Origin of the sequence: Vibrio sp. McD22-P3 (assembly GCF_021568915.1) — a bacterium.
GTDB lineage: Bacteria > Pseudomonadota > Gammaproteobacteria > Enterobacterales > Vibrionaceae > Vibrio > Vibrio mediterranei.
Window position 1 is genome coordinate 275,821 of the sequence record NZ_JAKGTN010000001.1, and the last position, 16,733, is coordinate 292,553.

The 16,733-nt window shown below is 44.1% G+C and carries 16 protein-coding genes; 8 read left to right on the plus strand and 8 right to left on the minus strand.

Going from position 1 to position 16,733, the window contains the following annotated elements:
- The first annotated feature begins 309 nt into the window (after positions 1 to 309).
- Genes L2W36_RS01270 through L2W36_RS01295 form a run of 6 tightly spaced genes read left to right on the plus strand, consistent with a single transcriptional unit; the run spans position 310 to position 5,229 of the window.
- Entirely contained in the window at positions 310 to 1,092 is a 783-nt protein-coding gene (locus L2W36_RS01270; protein WP_236109139.1) for a DUF3450 domain-containing protein, read from the plus strand.
- Positions 1,092 to 2,450 (plus strand): MotA/TolQ/ExbB proton channel family protein, encoded by a 1,359-nt coding sequence (locus tag L2W36_RS01275; RefSeq protein ID WP_443088375.1) that lies wholly within the window; start codon positions 1,092 to 1,094, stop codon positions 2,448 to 2,450. Before L2W36_RS01270 ends, L2W36_RS01275 begins: the two co-directional genes overlap by 1 nt.
- Entirely contained in the window at positions 2,440 to 3,018 is a 579-nt protein-coding gene (locus L2W36_RS01280; protein WP_062456778.1) for a MotA/TolQ/ExbB proton channel family protein, read from the plus strand. The genes L2W36_RS01275 and L2W36_RS01280 overlap by 11 nt, the downstream gene beginning before the upstream one ends.
- Entirely contained in the window at positions 3,015 to 3,419 is a 405-nt protein-coding gene (locus L2W36_RS01285) for an ExbD/TolR family protein (RefSeq protein ID WP_006075432.1), read from the plus strand. The genes L2W36_RS01280 and L2W36_RS01285 overlap by 4 nt, the downstream gene beginning before the upstream one ends.
- Positions 3,419 to 4,045, plus strand: a complete 627-nt coding sequence (locus L2W36_RS01290) for an energy transducer TonB (protein WP_063605963.1) — start codon at positions 3,419 to 3,421, stop codon at positions 4,043 to 4,045. Before L2W36_RS01285 ends, L2W36_RS01290 begins: the two co-directional genes overlap by 1 nt.
- A complete protein-coding gene (locus L2W36_RS01295; RefSeq protein ID WP_236109140.1) occupies positions 4,042 to 5,229 on the plus strand; it encodes a tetratricopeptide repeat protein in 1,188 nt (395 codons plus the stop codon). The genes L2W36_RS01290 and L2W36_RS01295 overlap by 4 nt, the downstream gene beginning before the upstream one ends.
- Before the next feature lie 61 nt (positions 5,230 to 5,290).
- On the opposite strand, the gene L2W36_RS01300 is transcribed toward L2W36_RS01295, so the two are convergent.
- The 3 genes from L2W36_RS01300 to nfo form a co-directional block, all read right to left on the minus strand.
- A complete protein-coding gene (locus L2W36_RS01300) occupies positions 5,291 to 5,842 on the minus strand; it encodes a hemerythrin domain-containing protein (protein WP_006075429.1) in 552 nt (183 codons plus the stop codon).
- A gap of 100 nt (positions 5,843 to 5,942) precedes the next feature.
- The gene (ung, locus tag L2W36_RS01305; protein ID WP_096441801.1) at positions 5,943 to 6,617 is read right to left on the minus strand and encodes a uracil-DNA glycosylase; all 675 of its coding nucleotides are present in this window, start codon (positions 6,615 to 6,617) and stop codon (positions 5,943 to 5,945) included.
- A 347-nt stretch (positions 6,618 to 6,964) separates the two neighbouring features.
- Complete coding sequence (nfo, locus tag L2W36_RS01310) at positions 6,965 to 7,816, minus strand: deoxyribonuclease IV (protein ID WP_236109141.1); 852 nt, start codon at positions 7,814 to 7,816, stop codon at positions 6,965 to 6,967.
- Between the two features lie 372 nt (positions 7,817 to 8,188).
- Here nfo and grcA point away from each other — a divergent pair, with 372 nt between their 5' ends.
- The gene (grcA, locus tag L2W36_RS01315; RefSeq protein ID WP_031494358.1) at positions 8,189 to 8,566 is read left to right on the plus strand and encodes an autonomous glycyl radical cofactor GrcA; all 378 of its coding nucleotides are present in this window, start codon (positions 8,189 to 8,191) and stop codon (positions 8,564 to 8,566) included.
- Positions 8,567 to 8,800: 234 nt separating this feature from the next.
- On the opposite strand, the gene tyrS is transcribed toward grcA, so the two are convergent.
- The gene (gene tyrS / locus L2W36_RS01320; protein ID WP_062456773.1) at positions 8,801 to 9,988 is read right to left on the minus strand and encodes a tyrosine--tRNA ligase; all 1,188 of its coding nucleotides are present in this window, start codon (positions 9,986 to 9,988) and stop codon (positions 8,801 to 8,803) included.
- Between the two features lie 129 nt (positions 9,989 to 10,117).
- Between tyrS and L2W36_RS01325 the strand changes: the two genes are divergently transcribed.
- Positions 10,118 to 11,407 (plus strand): peptidoglycan DD-metalloendopeptidase family protein, encoded by a 1,290-nt coding sequence (locus tag L2W36_RS01325; protein ID WP_236109142.1) that lies wholly within the window; start codon positions 10,118 to 10,120, stop codon positions 11,405 to 11,407.
- A gap of 85 nt (positions 11,408 to 11,492) precedes the next feature.
- Here L2W36_RS01325 and L2W36_RS01330 read toward each other — a convergent pair whose 3' ends face one another.
- The 4 genes from L2W36_RS01330 to L2W36_RS01345 all read right to left on the minus strand — a co-directional run bounded on the left by L2W36_RS01330 (position 11,493) and on the right by L2W36_RS01345 (position 16,580).
- Complete coding sequence (locus L2W36_RS01330) at positions 11,493 to 13,304, minus strand: AMP-dependent synthetase/ligase (RefSeq protein ID WP_038229195.1); 1,812 nt, start codon at positions 13,302 to 13,304, stop codon at positions 11,493 to 11,495.
- Positions 13,305 to 13,508: 204 nt separating this feature from the next.
- Complete coding sequence (leuO, locus tag L2W36_RS01335; protein WP_006074856.1) at positions 13,509 to 14,468, minus strand: transcriptional regulator LeuO; 960 nt, start codon at positions 14,466 to 14,468, stop codon at positions 13,509 to 13,511.
- Between the two features lie 522 nt (positions 14,469 to 14,990).
- A complete protein-coding gene (locus L2W36_RS01340; RefSeq protein WP_236109143.1) occupies positions 14,991 to 16,034 on the minus strand; it encodes an MJ1255/VC2487 family glycosyltransferase in 1,044 nt (347 codons plus the stop codon).
- A 12-nt stretch (positions 16,035 to 16,046) separates the two neighbouring features.
- On the minus strand, positions 16,047 to 16,580 hold the full coding sequence (locus L2W36_RS01345; RefSeq protein WP_236109144.1) for a phosphatase PAP2 family protein: 534 nt from the start codon (positions 16,578 to 16,580) through the stop codon (positions 16,047 to 16,049).
- Between the last annotated feature and the right edge of the window lie 153 nt (positions 16,581 to 16,733).

The following is a 16,733-nucleotide window of genomic DNA, read 5'->3' on the forward strand; positions in this document are numbered from 1 at the left end:
TTAAAGACATTGATTTATATGAGTTATTTATCCTTAACCAAAAACTGATGATATTTCGTTACAAGATATTGATTAAGAGATAACAAATGATAACTCATATCAATATCATTTAGACTGTATTTCTCCACGCAGTTGCAATACAATAACCGCGCTTCCAATGCAGACATGAAAACGGTAACACGACTCGTTTAATGCCATTCTTTCTGACTCGATTCACTGCGTTAACTCCGCAAATCAGTAGCAGACATTTGGAACCCGAATTCAACTAAATAACTGGTACTTTCTACTAGAAAGCAGAAGGCTCTTGAAATGAACAAAACGGCTCTTCGCCTGACCTTGTGTTCGCTCCCACTGCTGTCCGTAAGCAGCTTCGCGACCGCCAACGATCTTAATAGTGCTCGAAATGTCGAGGCGCAAACCATCACGCAAAGTGCACAAAGCCAAACTCGCATCAACAAAAGTAGCGATAAAGCACTTGAACTGAAGTCTGATATCGCGATGCTTGAGCAAGAAGTGGCGAACTTAGAAGTATACGAAAAGCACTTGCAAGCCGTTGTTGCTAATCAAGAAGAAGAGATGGCTAGTATTGATACTCAGTTAGAGCAAATCAGTGCAACTCGCCAAGGTGTTGTGCCATTGATGTATCAAATGCTTGCAGGGCTTGAAGCACATATTAAGCAGGACAAACCAATTCGAATTGATACACGTCTAGCGAGACTTGCTGAGTTGAAGGCTTTGATGCCTCAAGCTGATGTCAGTGATGCTGAAAAGTACCGTCGTATTTTAGAAGCGTATCAGATTGAAATGGACTACGGCATTAAGCTAGGTAGTTACCGAGGCCTTATCCATGTTGGCAACGATATTGAAGCTGAGCAGCTTTATTTAGGCCGCCTTTCTCTGGTCGCTCGCAGTCTAGACAGAAACCAATATTGGTCATGGGATATCAACCAAAACCGCTGGGTTGCCGTTGATAGTGCGTTAGCCCCACAGATTGACAAAGCCTTTGCTATTGCTCACAAGCAAGCGTCTCCATCGCTTGTTGAACTTCCAGTATCATTGACCCCAGCGACTCAAACACAGGATCCTAGCTAATGCGTACGTTATCATTGCATAAATTTCCGCTTATGGTTGCGCTGCTAAGCCTTGGATTAGCACAACCTTCTTTAGCCGCAGAGAGTCTAACTTCAAAAGCCAAAACTGCTCAGCAACAAGAGAGTCAGCACAATGCAAACCGTGAAGCTGAGTTTAAGAAGCAAGAGCAGCAACTAGCGGCCCGTAAAGCTGAACTCGAGAAACGTAAAGCTCAACTGGACGCAAGCATTGAATCGCTCAGCACTGCATTTTCTGATAATGAACGTACCTTAGCAGAGCAACAAAAGAAGCTGCATTTAGAAACAGGCAGTTTAGGTGAACTGTTTGGCGTAGTCAGACAATCAGCCAAAGAGCTTCAAGTGGAACTCGATCATTCTGTCGCCAATACTGAGCAAACTAAGCAAATCGCTGACATCAATGGTATCGTCGCGGCGAAAACATTGCCATCCATTCAGGAGCTGACGGGACTGTGGCGTGCTTATCAAGCCCAAATAGCCACCAGCGCGACCTACGCCAACGTCCAAGTTCCCTTTGTTGCGGGTAACGGTGAAATCACCCAACTCGATGCGGTTCGTTTAGGCAACTTTGCTTTACTGTCGGACCATGGTCCTATTGATTGGGATGGCAAGTTGGCCAGTGATTTCCCTCGCCTTCCTAAAAACGTTCCCACCTCAGCAGATGCTGCTGGTATTGTGACAGGCCAAACAGCCGCCCTTATCGACCCAAGCCGTGGTGATATCTACAAGCAGCTGGCGGATAACCCGACCTTAGCCGAGCGATTCGAACACGGTGGTATTGTCGGTAAGATCATTGCAGGGCTCTTTGCTCTAGGCATGATCATCGCTCTATATCGAGCAGCTGTTCTGATTACCACTGAGCAAAAGATCAACAAACAACTAAAATCACCGAGCACCCCTACTGATAACCCACTAGGTCGTGTTCTTAGCGTCTACAACAGCGAGAAACAGCTTCATGTTGAAGCACTTGAGCTACGACTGCTTGAGTCCATCATGGATGAGCAGCAGCACCTTGAACGTGGTCTGAGCATGCTTAAGCTATTGGCAGCTCTGGCACCAATGCTAGGTCTGTTAGGTACAGTTACCGGTATGATCGAAACCTTCCAAGTGATTACCCAGTTTGGTAATGCCGAGCCTCGTGTCATGGCGGGTGGTATCTCTATGGCATTGGTCACAACCGTACTCGGTCTGATTACTGCGATGCCACTACTTCTTGCTCACAACTTACTGAGTTCTAAGGCCGAAACGATTCGCAATATCCTAGAACGTCAGAGTGTTGGTCTTGTTGCAGAGCAAGCCGAAGTTCAAACCGTTGAGCATAAGGAAGCGTATGCCGCATAACCTATTCAGTTGGCTACCCGGTAGCGAGCATCTGAACCAGTTTATGACGCAAGGTGGGCCAGTATTATGGTGGCTCGCCGCGGTGGTGTTTATTTTTTGGTTAGTGGCCTTTGAACGAGTGATCTATTTCGCCAAGGTCTTTCCTACCGAGAAAAAAAGCTGGGTTGAGAAATGGGTAGCACGCCAAGATCATTACTCTTGGTACGCTCAGTCACAGCGCAATGCCATGCTAAGTGAAGCAGAGAATAAGCTTAAGCAAAACTTAAACTTGCTGAAGTGCCTACTTAGCTTGTGTCCCATGCTAGGACTACTTGGAACTGTCACCGGTATGATCACAGTATTTGATACCCTGGCCGCTCAAGGTAGCGCGCAGCCTCGCTTAATGGCAGCTGGTATTTCAATGGCGACGATTCCGACTATGGCAGGCATGGTCGCCGCACTCTCAGGCATGCTCGCCTATTCACGTATTCAAAAATGGAGTAGCAAAAGCCTACTTCAACTTGAACAGTTACTTAGAAGTGAACGTCACTTGTCTTCCAATGCGGCTCACTCAGGAGACTCTCAATGAGATTAGGTCATCGTAGAAAACAGACCGAAGAAGCCAATATCGATATGACGTCAATGCTCGATATTGTATTTATCATGTTGATCTTCTTTATTGTCACCAGTTCATTCGTTCGTGAGTCTGGTGTTGATGTTAATCGACCACAGGCAAGCCACGCCGTTAGCCAGAAAGATGCAGGGATCTTTGTGGCCATTACTTCCGCTAACGATATCTACATTGATAAACGTCGCGTGGACGTGGAACGTGTGCAAGCAACAATTGAGAAACTGTTGTTAGAACAACCTAATGCTTCGATGGTAATTCAGGCTGACAAGCACGCTTTCAATGGCACTGTGGTAGAGGTGATGGACAGCGCTAAAGGAGCAGGTGTCACGAAAATTGCGTTGGCGACGGAGAGCCCATAATGGTTCGACTACTGGCTAGTGTCCCACTTGCAGCTGCGTTAGCTTTTGCCCTGTTCTCTTTTATGAGTTGGATGATCGATATTGGGCCTAAAGCTAAGCCTGATGATAAGCCAAGGCTGAGTTATGATTTAGTTATGGTGGAACCAGATAGTGAAACAGCAAGGCGCCAACGTGTGCTCCCTGAGCCACCCAAAATGCCTTCAACGCCTCCTTCGGCAGCGGTGGTAGAACAAAGCTCACAAGTATCAAGTGTACAAACACCAAGTACACCTCAACTACCTAACATCGCCATTTCAACTCAAGTGGCAGGCGTGGCGCTCAATGCTCCAACCGTTCCAGATATAGGTCAAAACCAGCAAGTCATGCCATTACACCGTAAGGAGCCTCGCTATCCGCGTCGTGCATTACAGCGTAATATCGAAGGTTATGTGGTGATGTCTTTTACTATCGATGAAAGTGGTCGCCCGACGGATGTTCAAGTGGTAGAAGCCAAACCAAGACGAATGTTTGAACGTGAGGCAATGGTGGCACTTAAACAATGGAAATATCAACCGATGATTGTGAATGGCAAAGCGACTCCGCGCATCGGCCAAACCGTCAAATTAGAGTTTAAGTTGAATCAATGATAAAGCGTCTATTTGTTATCTCCGCCCTAGCTCTGAGCAGTCTCTTAGTGACCACTAGCGTAGCTGCTGCCCCGCAACTTGGTATGCGAACAGCAACGCAAGTTTCCAAGGCCTATGAGCTGGAGCAAGAGGATAAGCTAAGCGAAGCCATTAAGCTTTTAGAAGGACTGAAGCCGAGTGCCAATTACGACAAAGCGTATGTGGCACGTATGCTAGGCATCTATTATTGGCAAGCTGAACAAGCTGACAAAGCCGTTAAACAGCTGCAAATAGCCGTGAATACGGGGGCATTCGAAGATGAACAAGGTTGGCAAACGGAACGTATGCTGGCAGAACTTTTACTCTCTGAAGATAAACCTGAACAGGCGTTAGTGCACTTCAATCAGCTGACCAAAACCGCTGAAGCAAACAACATCAGCAAAGACCAAATCACCGGAGTATGGCTCAATAAAGCGCGAACTCATTACTTATTGCAGCAATGGAAACCTTTGTTGGCGGCAATTAATGAATATCACAGGCGTGACAATACCCCTAAGCTACAGCCATTAAGTTTGCAATTAACGGGTGAGATGCAGTTAAAACGCTTGAAGAGTGCGATTTTGACGACACAAAAGTTATTGGCGTTACAGCCGGATAACCTAATGTGGTGGCAGCAGTTGAGCTCACTCTATATGCAAACTAGGCAGTACAAATTGGCACTGGCAACCTTAGTATCCGCCGAACGCGCTGGTATTGAGTTACCAGAGAATCTTGAGGTCAGCAAAGCTCAGCTTTATTCTCAGCAAGGTATTCCCGAGAAGGCTGCTGAGTCCTATGCCAATTTACAAGTTAAAGAGAGCGATATTGACACCATTATCAAGCAGGCAAGGCATTGGCAAATGGCTCGTGAGTGGTCAAACGCTCAAACGGCTTGGCTAGCAGCAGCAAGGCTTAATGGTAAGTACTATGAAGAGGTGGCAAGGTTGGAGCTTCAGCAAGGCGCATTCAATCAGGCGCTAAGTTCACTTGACAAAGTCACTGGTATTAATCAACAAGAGAAACTGTTACTACAAGTGAGAGCCTATGTGGGCCTGAAAGATTACGTCAAGGCAACCAAGGTTGCTCAAGCAGCGCATAGAGAAAAGCCAACCACACAAACCGCAGACTGGTTGCAGTATTTAGAACAAATGAGTCAACCTCGCTAACAATAAAAAACCCAAGCTCAGCTTGGGTTTTTTATTGTTCTTTCGTTTTCAAATGTCAAAACTAAACACTTTCGACATCATTTTGTCTGACGCGAGCGGCTAGCTGTTTGTAACGGTCAGCTATAGTATCACCAAAGACCGGATCGTCTTCGGTCACCGTCCATTGGCTTTCTACTACTTGCCAATCTTGGGTAGTAAACCGTTTTTCTATCAAAGGCAGCACAGATTGTTCTTCCAAATCAAGGTGGCGTTTTTGGTCTTGAATGAACTCCGATAAACGCCCCATGAATACTTCTTGAGGCACCACTGAGTCTTGGAGAATCATCTCGACAACATCTAGAAAAGCATGCGTCTTCTCTGATAGATCTAGATGGTCTGTCTCAAGGTTCTCTACTTGTTCTTGAGCACCGTATTTTTCGATAAAGTAGTGATAGAGAATGTCTTCTTTGGGGTGATGTATTTTTTCAGAATGATTGGCTAAGTAATCGACAATCTCTTTGACGATACTGTAGTTAATTGGCTGCTCTTTTTCTAGTAAGTGCAATTTTCGATTTAAAATCGCGAGCAATCGCACCATATAACCATGCTCCCGTCTAATCCTTTCGATCATCATGATCCTTCTCCCTAATTTTCCATACTCTTTGTAAGTGTATAAGAGAAAGTAGGATCATGTTTTGAGGATGCTCGAAAAACCACCAATTGACTAAGATTGCTTAATCTAGTCGTGGTTGCCAATCAACAGGTCGCTTACCCATACTTTGAAGTATTTGATTTGTTTTAGAAAAGTGGCCGCTACCGAAGAAGCCTCTATGTGCAGACAATGGGGAAGGATGAGGTGCAGTCAATACGTGATGTTTACTACGGTCTATCATCTTACCTTTCTTTTGAGCATGCGAACCCCATAGCAGGAAGACAATGCCTTCACCGTTCTGATTCAAAGCTTCTATAACTCGGTCAGTAAATGTCTCCCAACCTAATTTAGCATGAGAATGTGCCTGCCCTTGCTCCACAGTCAACACCGTGTTTAACATCAACACACCTTGCTCTGCCCAGCTCTTCAGATAACCATGCGCAGGTATCTCAAAACCCTCAATATCTTGAGCGAGCTCTTTATACATATTGACCAAAGAAGGTGGTGTCTTTACGCCTGGTAAGACGGAAAAACAAAGTCCGTGAGCCTGATTAGGTCCGTGATAGGGATCTTGCCCCAACATCACCACATTCACATCCGAGAACTCAGTAAATCTAAATGCATTAAATACATCTTGAGCAGGAGGGAAAATCGCCTTCCCTTGAGTACGCTGTGCTTCAACATACGCCATGGTCTGTTGAAAGTACTCTTGTTGCTTTTCATTACCGATTACGTCGTGCCATGTGAGTGTTGTCATTGTGGGTCCCTGAAGATGAATACTTCAGGTAGTCTATCACTCAACGAAGGGTCACCACTACTGTCAATTTGGCGTGTCGCCATGCACTTTTCCTCGCCAGAGGCAGTGCTTATTATATTATTTATCGCTCAATGATTAGGATGCTTTATTTGCGGTGTTCGGTAATGACCTTGACCATGAATATGTCGGTTTGGGGTCGGAAAGCGAGTAGAACGCGTAGCATTTGGTCTAGGAGTTACTGGACGAGTCATAATGGCACCTACCTTATCGAATCACACATTTATGCAACATACATGTAACATAGTATGAAAGAAAGATGCCAAAATGCCATGTAGCACACGAAAAAATCAGCAATTTATTGAAAAATGTCTCAATTGTTGGATCTCATCAGGCCAAATAGTGGGCTCTATTGTTTCTAAAATCAGTGGGATAGAATCAAATCGTTGATCTTGCATGATGTACTCAAAGCACGCCCATCCAATCTCTCCTTTACCAAGCGAGTGATGCCTATCAACCTTACCTCCCAACGGGATCTTTGAATCATTAAGGTGCATGGCTCGCAAATAGTGCATGCCAACAATTCGGTCAAACTCTGCAAATGTGTGCTCGCATGCCTCTTTAGTTCGTAAGTCGTAGCCAGCAGTAAAGGTATGACAGGTATCAAGACATACGCCGACCCTCGATTTATCGTCTACCTTATCAATGATGTGAGCTAAGTGTTCGAAGCGCCAGCCAAGGTTAGTGCCCTGACCTGCGGTGTTTTCAATGACCGCGATGACATCCGGTACTTCTTGATGCGCTAAGTTAATGGACTCGGCAATACGGTCTAAACAATCACTTTCAGACAACTTTTTTAAATGACTGCCCGGATGAAAGTTAAGTAGTGTAAGCCCCAATTGTTGGCACCGCTCCATCTCATCGATAAAAGCAGCTCGAGACTTTTCAAGTTTATCCAACTCCGGCGCACCTAAGTTAATGAGATAGGAGTCATGTGGAAGAATTTGTTCCGCACGGAAGCCGTACTTTTGGCATTCCAATTTAAACCGTTGGATAACCTCTTCGGTCAACGGTTTTGCCACCCACTGTCGCTGATTCTTAGTAAAAAGAGCAAATGCGTTCGCACCGATTTCATTTGCCCTTTGTGGCACATTATCAACCCCACCAGCGGCGGAGACATGTGCACCAATAAATTTTTTCATATGATTGACTACCTGATCGAGTTCACAGTTTTTGAACTGTTATTTAGCGATCTTATACTTTCAGTTTTGGTTATGGAAGCCATTGATTTTACCTAGATAGCTAGCTTCTTACGGTGTTTTTGTTGTTTTATTACTACAAAATGGAAATTCAAATAATTTTTAATTATTAAAATATCATTTTAAAGCACCATTTTTAAAGGTTTGATTGACCTCAATCAAAAAATTAACCACAACTTCATTAATGTTTTTTGTTGTATTTTGATCTAAATCAATACTAGAATACCCATAACGGGTTATATATAAGCCAGCTCGACAAGAATTGAAAATTAACACCACAAAAATGCCACTCTGAAAGTGGATTAGGAGATAGTGATGATTCAAGGTATCCAAATTACTAAAGCAGCAAATGACGATCTACTAAACTCAATCTGGTTGATCGACGGTGACAAAAACGAAGCACGTTGCGTTGCAGCAAATGCTGGTTTTGAAGCTGACCAAGTTATCTCTGTTAGCGACTTAGGCGAATACGAAAGCCGCGAAGTAGCAATCGAAGCTGCACCTCGCATCGAAGGTGGCCAACACCTAAACGTAAATGTTCTTAAGCGTGAAACTCTAGAAGACGCTGTTGCTAACCCAGAGAACTACCCACAGCTAACTATCCGTGTTTCTGGTTACGCAGTACGTTTTAACTCGCTAACTCCAGAACAACAACGTGACGTTATCGCTCGTACATTTACTGAGTCTCTATAATTAGAGACGTGATGTAAGCAAATACAGAAAAACAGACGCGCAAGCGTCTGTTTTTTTATGTATGTAAAATGGTGTCCGACACATACAAAAAAACCTCCCGAAGGAGGTTTTCAAAGCACATCAAGCACACACTAATATTTCAATCATGCCATCCACCTTAGGCATGTCCTCTATCTTAGAGATGTCATCCCTGCGCAGGCAGGGAGCTAACTAATGCGCTTACAATATCACCGATTATTTCAGTGTCACTCGAGCAAACTTACGTTTACCGACTTGGTAAACCGCTTGGCCCGCAGCTGGTACTAGCTTAGTATCTTCCACTTTCTCGCCATCGATCTTCACTGCGCCTTGACGAATCATGCGCATTGCATCCGATGTTGAGTTAACCAGTGCTGCTTCTTTTAAAAGGTTACCAATTGGAAGGCCTGCTTCGAATTCGAATTCTGGCATTTCATCCGGCATCGCACCTTTTTGGAAACGATTGATGAACTCTTGCTCAGCCGCATCGGCATCCGCTTCAGTATGGAAGCGTGCGATGATTTCCTTCGCAAGTAGAATCTTAATATCTCGAGGGTTTGCGCCACCCTCAACATCGGCTTTGAACTGTTCAATCTCGCCTAGAGGACGGAATGACAGCAGCTCATAGTAGCTCCACATTAGCTCATCAGAGATAGACATGATCTTACCAAACATCTCTGACGGCGCTTCGCTGACACCAATGTAGTTGTGTGCAGACTTGGACATCTTCTTCTCGCCGTCCAAACCTACTAGAAGCGGCATAGTCAGCACAACCTGTGGTTTCTGACCATGTGATTTTTGAAGCTCACGGCCCATTAATAGGTTGAACTTCTGGTCTGTACCACCAAGCTCTACATCCGTTTTCATCGCTACTGAATCGTAACCTTGTAGCAGTGGATACATAAACTCATGAATTGCGATTGGCTGGTTGTTGCCATAGCGCTTTTTAAAGTCATCACGCTCTAGCATACGAGCTACAGTTTGGTTAGCTGCAAGGCGAATCATGCCCTCAGCACCCAGTTCTGATAGCCACTCAGAGTTAAATGCGATCGTCGTTTTCGCTGGATCTAGGATCTTAAACACTTGCTCTTTGTACGTTTCAGCGTTACGCAAAACGTCTTCACGAGTTAGCGGTGGACGCGTCGTGTTTTTGCCCGTTGGGTCACCAACCATACCAGTGAAGTCACCGATTAAGAAAGTCACATCATGACCTAGGTCTTGGAATGCACGTAACTTATTCAAAATTACTGTGTGGCCTAGGTGAATATCTGGTGCTGTAGGATCGGCACCCAGTTTGATGCGTAGAGGACGGTCCTCTTTTAACTTAGCAATCAGTTCTTCTTCTGGAATTAGCTCGTCAACACCACGTTTGATCTCAGCCAACGCTGCTTCAAGGTTCGCCATTCTTGTTCACTCCCACAGATTTGGCAAAAATATAATAGTTGGACATCTTACTTGAATAGCGATGTTTTTTGAAACCAGTTAGACTAATTGGTTTAGGAAATTTCAAAAATAATGTTGAATTGAACTCTCATGGTATCTGTTTTTAAGCGCCTGCCTTGGCTTCACCGTGCGCTCATCGCCTTTTTTACGGCACTAATCGTTATTGCCTTGTTCCTGCCAGACGTAAATGAGCTGGATGATGGGAATGACCGACTTGAAGTCGGCAAGCATTACGCCCTAACGATTGACAATAGCGCCTTTCCTATTGGTGATGCCATTCCACCAACCGTTGTACTCAATTGGGAAGAGCATACTGTTCGCTCTGGAGAAAGCGCTGCCATTCTCTTTCAACGTTTAGGACTGTCACCACGCTTGCTGCATGAGTTAATTTATACCAATAACGATATTAAACAGCAGCTCTCGAAATTGAGACCGGGAGATAAGCTAACATTCGGATTCGACGAGAATAGCGACTTTATCCAGCTAAAACGTAGGATTAACGACTATGAAACGTTCAAGATCACTCGTACTGATGACGGATTTACCTCGACTTGGGATAAAAAAGAGGTCGACTATCAATACAATTACGCACAAGCACAAATTTCATCTAACTTTTGGAACGCTGGGATTTCAGCTGGATTAACTGCTAATCAAATTATGGAGTTGGCCGGTATTTTCGGTTGGGATATCGACTTCGCGTTAGATATTCGCTCCGGTGACAGTTTTCAATTGCTATACCAAGAAAAAGTCGTGGAAGGAGAAGTGATCGGCCGTGGCAAAATTATCGCCGCGATTTTTAAAAACCAAGGCGATACCTTCAAGGCAATATTAGACGATAAGACGGGTAACTATTACGACGAAAATGGTCGCGCAATGAAGAAAGCGTTCTTGCGTTCCCCACTCGATTTTCGCCGTGTAACATCAAACTTTAACCCAACTCGTCGCCACCCAGTGACCGGAAAAGTTCGCGCCCACCGAGGCACCGATTATGCCGCGCCAGTCGGTACACCAATTTGGGCTGCTGGTGACGGTATTGTCCAGAAATCCAGTTATAACCAGTTCAATGGTAATTATGTATTCATCAAACACAGCAATACGTATATCACCAAGTACTTGCACTTGACGAAGCGAACCGTAAAAACCGGACAACGAGTAAAACAAGGTCAAACTATTGGTACACTTGGCGGGACAGGTCGTGTAACCGGACCTCATCTTCACTATGAATTCTTAGTAAATGGCGTCCATAAGAACCCGAGAACGGTAAAACTGCCGCAATCTAAATCGTTAACAGGTAAAGCTAAGCAGACCTTCCTAGCCAATGCTGAGAACCGACTCAACACCTTAGATAGATACAGTGAATTGTTATACGCCAACAACTAAGTTCAAGAGCCGGAACACCAAAATAGAAAAACCCTAGCTATTCGCTAGGGTTTTTCTTTAACTACTGCAGCTTAATCGCTAGAGCTTAGTGTGGCTTATTTGGTGTATCGCGATACATCTCTTCAATTTCATCTTGGTAGCGATCGTTGATCACTTTACGGCGAAGCTTTTGCGTTGGCGTCAGCTCACCTTTATCCATAGAGAAACCCGTCGGCAGCAACTTGAACTTTTTCACCTGCTCAAACTTTGCCAGCTCTTTTTGCAGTTCAGTTATACGCTTCTCAAACATCTCAACCACTTCATTGTGCTTAATCAGCTCAAGACGATCATGATATTTAATATTAAGCTCTTTAGCGTACTCTTCTAACGTATCAAAACATGGCACGATCAGCGCCGACACGAATTTACGGGTATCGGCAATAACAGCAATTTGCTCGATGTAATGGTCTTTACCAATCGCACCTTCAATCGCTTGTGGGGCAATATACTTACCATTTGAGGTTTTCATTAGCTCTTTAATACGGTCAGTGATAAACAGATTACCTCGCTCATCAAATTGACCCGCATCACCAGTTTTTAGGAAACCATCGGCATCAAACGTTTGCGCGGTTTCTTCCGGCAATTTATAGTAGCCACGCATAACCATTGGTCCGCGAACTAATATTTCATTGTTCTCGCCAATTTTCACTTCCGCACCAGGCATCGGCATACCGATAGAGTCTGGGTTATAACAAGTATCGTCCCAGCACGAGACGGTTGCCGTTGTTTCGGTCATACCGTAGCCAAGCTTGACATTGATACCAATGGCTTGAAAAAAGCGACCAATGGTTTCATCAAGTTTAGCGCCGCCACAAGGCATAAAGTTAATACGTCCACCTAGTAGCTCACGTAACTTACTCAACACCAACTTGTCTGCCAATGCATGACTCTTCTTAAGAATCAATGAAGGCTCAACGTTGTCCTGACGGCATTGTGCCATTTTCGCACCCATGTTGACCGCCCAGGTAAACATAATCTTGCGATGAACGGGCGCTTTAGAAACACGTTCATGAATAGCTGAGAAGATTTTTTCGTAGAAACGAGGCACCGCACTCATTACTGTAGGACGAATCTCACTCAATGCATCACGAACCTGCATTGTATCTTGTAGATAGCAGTTGGTACCGCCTTGATACAATACATAGAACGTCCAAGCACGCTCGAACACGTGTGATAGCGGTAAGAAGCACAATGATACGTCTCGATCAGTAAGGCTTAACCTTGCATCATGACCTTTCAACTGTGCTGCGATGTTAGCGTAATCTAGCATTACACCTTTAGGTTGACCTGTGGTACCAGACGTATAAATCAGCGTTAGCAGATCATCGTAATTGGCCTGTTCTAGTCGCTCTGATAGCGTGGACTGTTGTTCAATGCTGGCATCAGACATAAAGCTTTGCCAGCTCACACTGAAATCATTTTCAGCCAGAACGATGTCATCACTCATCGCGACGATAAGCTCTAACTGACTGCACTCTTCATAAATAGATAAAGCCGCATCATACTGCGCTTGCTCTCCAACGAATAAGATACGAACGTCAGCGTTCTGAACGATATAGCTGGTTTGAGCTGGGGTATTTGTAGGGTATAGCGGCACGGTTACCGCGCGAATTTGCAATGCTGCTAAGTCAGCAATTGTCCACTTCGGCATGTTATTGGAAATGATACCGATTTTGTCTTGAGGTTGGATTCCTTTTCCAAGTAGAGCCAGAGATAACGCATCAACGTTTACCCCAAACTCCTTCCAGCTAATCCCTTGCCACACATTGTTGATTTTATGTCGTAAGGCGATCTTGTCGCCACCTTGTGCGATTCGGTCACGAATCTTCTTTACAATATGGAAATCTAAATTAGCCATGTTCTATCTTTACCTTTTAGCTTACACATGTAAGCTTTTTGAGCGCACAAGTGTACCTATGCTCGTAAAAAAGGCAACCGACCTATATCAAAGTTATCAATAATAGTTATCGGTTTAATCATTCAATGATAATAACTTTCTGTAAAAACTAAAAAAGCCCTGTACAGATACTGTTCAGGGCTTGCTCTAGAAAGTTGTAATAGACTATGACAACGCGACAACTTCGCCGCAGATGACCATCAACTGATCACGCAACCAGATGTGACCTTTATCTTTCTCACTCGACTCATGCCAACTCAAGTAGCCGCTGATTTTGGTGTTTTCTAATGGCAGTGAAAGTACTTGTAGCTGCTCTTTATTAACCGCATTTTCTACCAACCAACGTGGTGCGATAGTCACAAGCTCAGATTGACCAACCACATAAAGCACGTTGCTTAGACTGGTTCCTTCATAAGATGCTTGGCACTCCAGTTCACGATATGCTTGCTCAGAGAAGCTGCGAACACCGTGTACTTTAGATAACTTAGCGTGCTTTTCATGTGCTAACTGAGCTGTGCTCACTACACCATGAATTCGTGGGTGATTCTTGGCAGCAACTACAACCAGTTCATCTTGGAAGATCTCTGTGCTTGAGAAGCCTTGCGCATCATAACGAGCGTAATCAATGACAAAATCAATTTCTTGATAACGCATGCGATCTGCTAATTGACGGTCAGCTTCAGCGTCCAAGTGCAATTGAACGTGAGGCGCTTGCTCGGAAATAGTGTGCATGATTTTTGGAGCAAAACGCATATCACATGGAGAACAAATTGCCATTTTGAACAGGCGAGTTGATGTTTCTGGTGTAAAAATAGAACTCGGTAGTTCATTGCGAATCAACTGCAATGCTTGGCGCACAGGACCAAACAGCTGACGAGCACGTTGTGTTGGTTGAATACCACGGCCCTGACGCATAAATAGCTCATCGTTGAACATCACTTTAAGGCGCGCAACGGCATTACTAACTGCTGGTTGCGACATACCCAAATTGTGTGCCGCGCGAGTGATATTCTGCTCTTGCATCACTGCGTCGAAAACAGTCAATAGGTTTAGATCTACGCCGCGTAATGTGCTTTCCATGCGGTAGCTAGCGATAGCGCTCATAGCATCTTTTTTGTCTAACATTTAGTAAGCCTCGTGTAATTTCAATCTCGAATATGTGAGTAAGGATTAATGGTTAGCAACAGGAGTTATTTACTCGCTACCACTACGTACCTTACAACGTTCTATTAATCCTCTGCATAGTTCGAGGACAAAACAAACTATCTACTAATAACAAACCCAACACCAACAAGTTTGACAAAGAATCACCAAATTTTATCGATACAAATACATTATCCATTAACAACAATAAGTTACATTATATATAAAAAAAGATAAATTACATTTTTAATAACTTTTGTCCGTTACAACTTCTAAAACCATAACTAGTAAGTATATCTTTCGAAATTTCCAACGCATTAGCTATATCTAACTACCATATAGAACCACTTTCAAAGTATTCGCATAATAGATACATCACGTCTATCATTCAAAATGAATTGATGCTTATGGCAAATACAACAACGACGTATTACAGAGCTTTAATCGCAAAAAAGCCGCTCAATGCGGCTTTTCGTTAAAGTGATAAAGGTGGCTAAACGATCGTTAAATGGAAGCGTAGCTCGGAAAATCAACTTTCTCCCATAAACGATGACGTAGCTGCTGGCTACAATCCCAGTTTCCAGCTATTAGCCACTCCGCAATCTCGTTAGCAACATCTGGATAGGTTACTCGTTCAGCTTGCTTTTCATCTAACCAAGCACGAATGACTGATGCATCAAGGAAGTCCATGGACTGAGCAAGCCCTAAGCTCTCTAGCGTTGCGGCATTACTTTGTTGTTCAAACTGACCATCAAGTGGTTTTACCAATAGCTTCTTACCTAAGCTCAGTGCTTCAGACGGCAACTCAAACCCACCATTGGCGATTACCCCTTGGCAACGGTGCAGATCGCGCTGAAACTGCTCATGACTCAGCGGCTTCATCAGAATGTTTTCGACTTGTTGCTGCTCAATAATCTCAGGGTGATAACAGATAAAACGTTGATTTACGAAGCGCAATAGCACATCGATAATGGTTTGTGTGTTTTCAAAAGGCAGGTAAATTAATACGAAGTCTTCCGAGGTCACATCATGTCCGTTGGTATGAACAATAGGCGGTAAGATAGGTTGGCCAAAATGATACCAATGCAGACCTAGTTGATACTGAGAAGGTGCAAAATGTTGGATAACTGAGTCATCAATCCAGTTCGCCCCCTTTTGTGGTACATCAAATAGAAACGCATTTTGATGGCTGATGCTTACGGTTGGTACGTTTTGAGAGCGCGCTGCCCAAGCCGTGATTGGCTCAAAGTCGTTGATGACTAAGTCATAGTCCGAGACATCCATTTGTCTCACTTCACTAAAAAAGCTGGTTAAACTATTTTCCATTACTGTTTTCAAGTAATTAACCTTGCCATCCTCGGTGACAAAACTAAATCCCCGCCGGGTTTGGTAATCACCAAATTGCTCCATGGAAAAATACTTGTCTCTGTCGCGTCCGGAAAATAGAAAATCTACCTCGACATCATGAGACTTCAGTGCCTGAGACATAGCCCTCGCTCTGGCAATATGTCCATTTCCAGTTCCCTGAACACCGTAAAGAATCTTCATCAATATCACCTTTTAAACTAACTCAAGCACGTAACTGATCGATACATACGCAGCGGATACACCTAAGACAGCACCAATAACCACATCAGTAAGAAAGTGAACCCCGAGCAGAATTCGTGACGCACCAATCAGCAACGCCCATATCAAAGCAGCGTCATACCAAGCTGGATAGAAGTGCCCGATTATTGTTGCCATTAGAAACGCCGCTGCGGTATGCCCTGAAGGCAGGCTGTAACGATCAGAAGGTGTGATGAAGGCCTGAAGAAGATGAGAGAACTCTTCAGGACGGCGGCGTTTAAAACTGTTCTTCGTTAACCAATAAATAGGTAGCTCAATGGCGAAAGCCAGCAACGCAGCAGCAAAGAACAAACGCCCTGCCACATCGTCCATAAACCAAATCATCAATCCTAATATTAGGTAAAGATGACCATCTCCAGTTCTGGACACCCAACGGCTTATCTTAGCGACCGGGGCATTAAAGCGATGCTGCAAGCAAAACAATGAAAAGGCTAAATCCATTCGCGCAATTGGCTCAATGGTTCTCATAACTCACTCCTTGTGATAACGAGTAACTCATGATCAAAAAGTAGTCAGCAACAATGACAATTAGGTGACGATTTATTGGAGAAATGATGAAAGTTAGTGGCTGAGGAACTCAGCTCACTAACTTGTAGAATGGAAGTAAGGAATATTATATTT

Coding starts and splice junctions, on each gene's coding strand:
- L2W36_RS01270 (WP_236109139.1), top strand. CDS start 310: ATGAACAAAACGGCTCTTCGCCTGACCTTGTGTTCGCTCCCACTGCTG.
- L2W36_RS01275 (WP_443088375.1), top strand. CDS start 1,092: ATGCGTACGTTATCATTGCATAAATTTCCGCTTATGGTTGCGCTGCTA.
- L2W36_RS01280 (WP_062456778.1), top strand. CDS start 2,440: ATGCCGCATAACCTATTCAGTTGGCTACCCGGTAGCGAGCATCTGAAC.
- L2W36_RS01285 (WP_006075432.1), top strand. CDS start 3,015: ATGAGATTAGGTCATCGTAGAAAACAGACCGAAGAAGCCAATATCGAT.
- L2W36_RS01290 (WP_063605963.1), top strand. CDS start 3,419: ATGGTTCGACTACTGGCTAGTGTCCCACTTGCAGCTGCGTTAGCTTTT.
- L2W36_RS01295 (WP_236109140.1), top strand. CDS start 4,042: ATGATAAAGCGTCTATTTGTTATCTCCGCCCTAGCTCTGAGCAGTCTC.
- L2W36_RS01300 (WP_006075429.1), bottom strand. CDS start 5,842: ATGATGATCGAAAGGATTAGACGGGAGCATGGTTATATGGTGCGATTG.
- ung (WP_096441801.1), bottom strand. CDS start 6,617: ATGACAACACTCACATGGCACGACGTAATCGGTAATGAAAAGCAACAA.
- nfo (WP_236109141.1), bottom strand. CDS start 7,816: ATGAAAAAATTTATTGGTGCACATGTCTCCGCCGCTGGTGGGGTTGAT.
- grcA (WP_031494358.1), top strand. CDS start 8,189: ATGATTCAAGGTATCCAAATTACTAAAGCAGCAAATGACGATCTACTA.
- tyrS (WP_062456773.1), bottom strand. CDS start 9,988: ATGGCGAACCTTGAAGCAGCGTTGGCTGAGATCAAACGTGGTGTTGAC.
- L2W36_RS01325 (WP_236109142.1), top strand. CDS start 10,118: ATGGTATCTGTTTTTAAGCGCCTGCCTTGGCTTCACCGTGCGCTCATC.
- L2W36_RS01330 (WP_038229195.1), bottom strand. CDS start 13,304: ATGGCTAATTTAGATTTCCATATTGTAAAGAAGATTCGTGACCGAATC.
- leuO (WP_006074856.1), bottom strand. CDS start 14,468: ATGTTAGACAAAAAAGATGCTATGAGCGCTATCGCTAGCTACCGCATG.
- L2W36_RS01340 (WP_236109143.1), bottom strand. CDS start 16,034: ATGAAGATTCTTTACGGTGTTCAGGGAACTGGAAATGGACATATTGCC.
- L2W36_RS01345 (WP_236109144.1), bottom strand. CDS start 16,580: ATGAGAACCATTGAGCCAATTGCGCGAATGGATTTAGCCTTTTCATTG.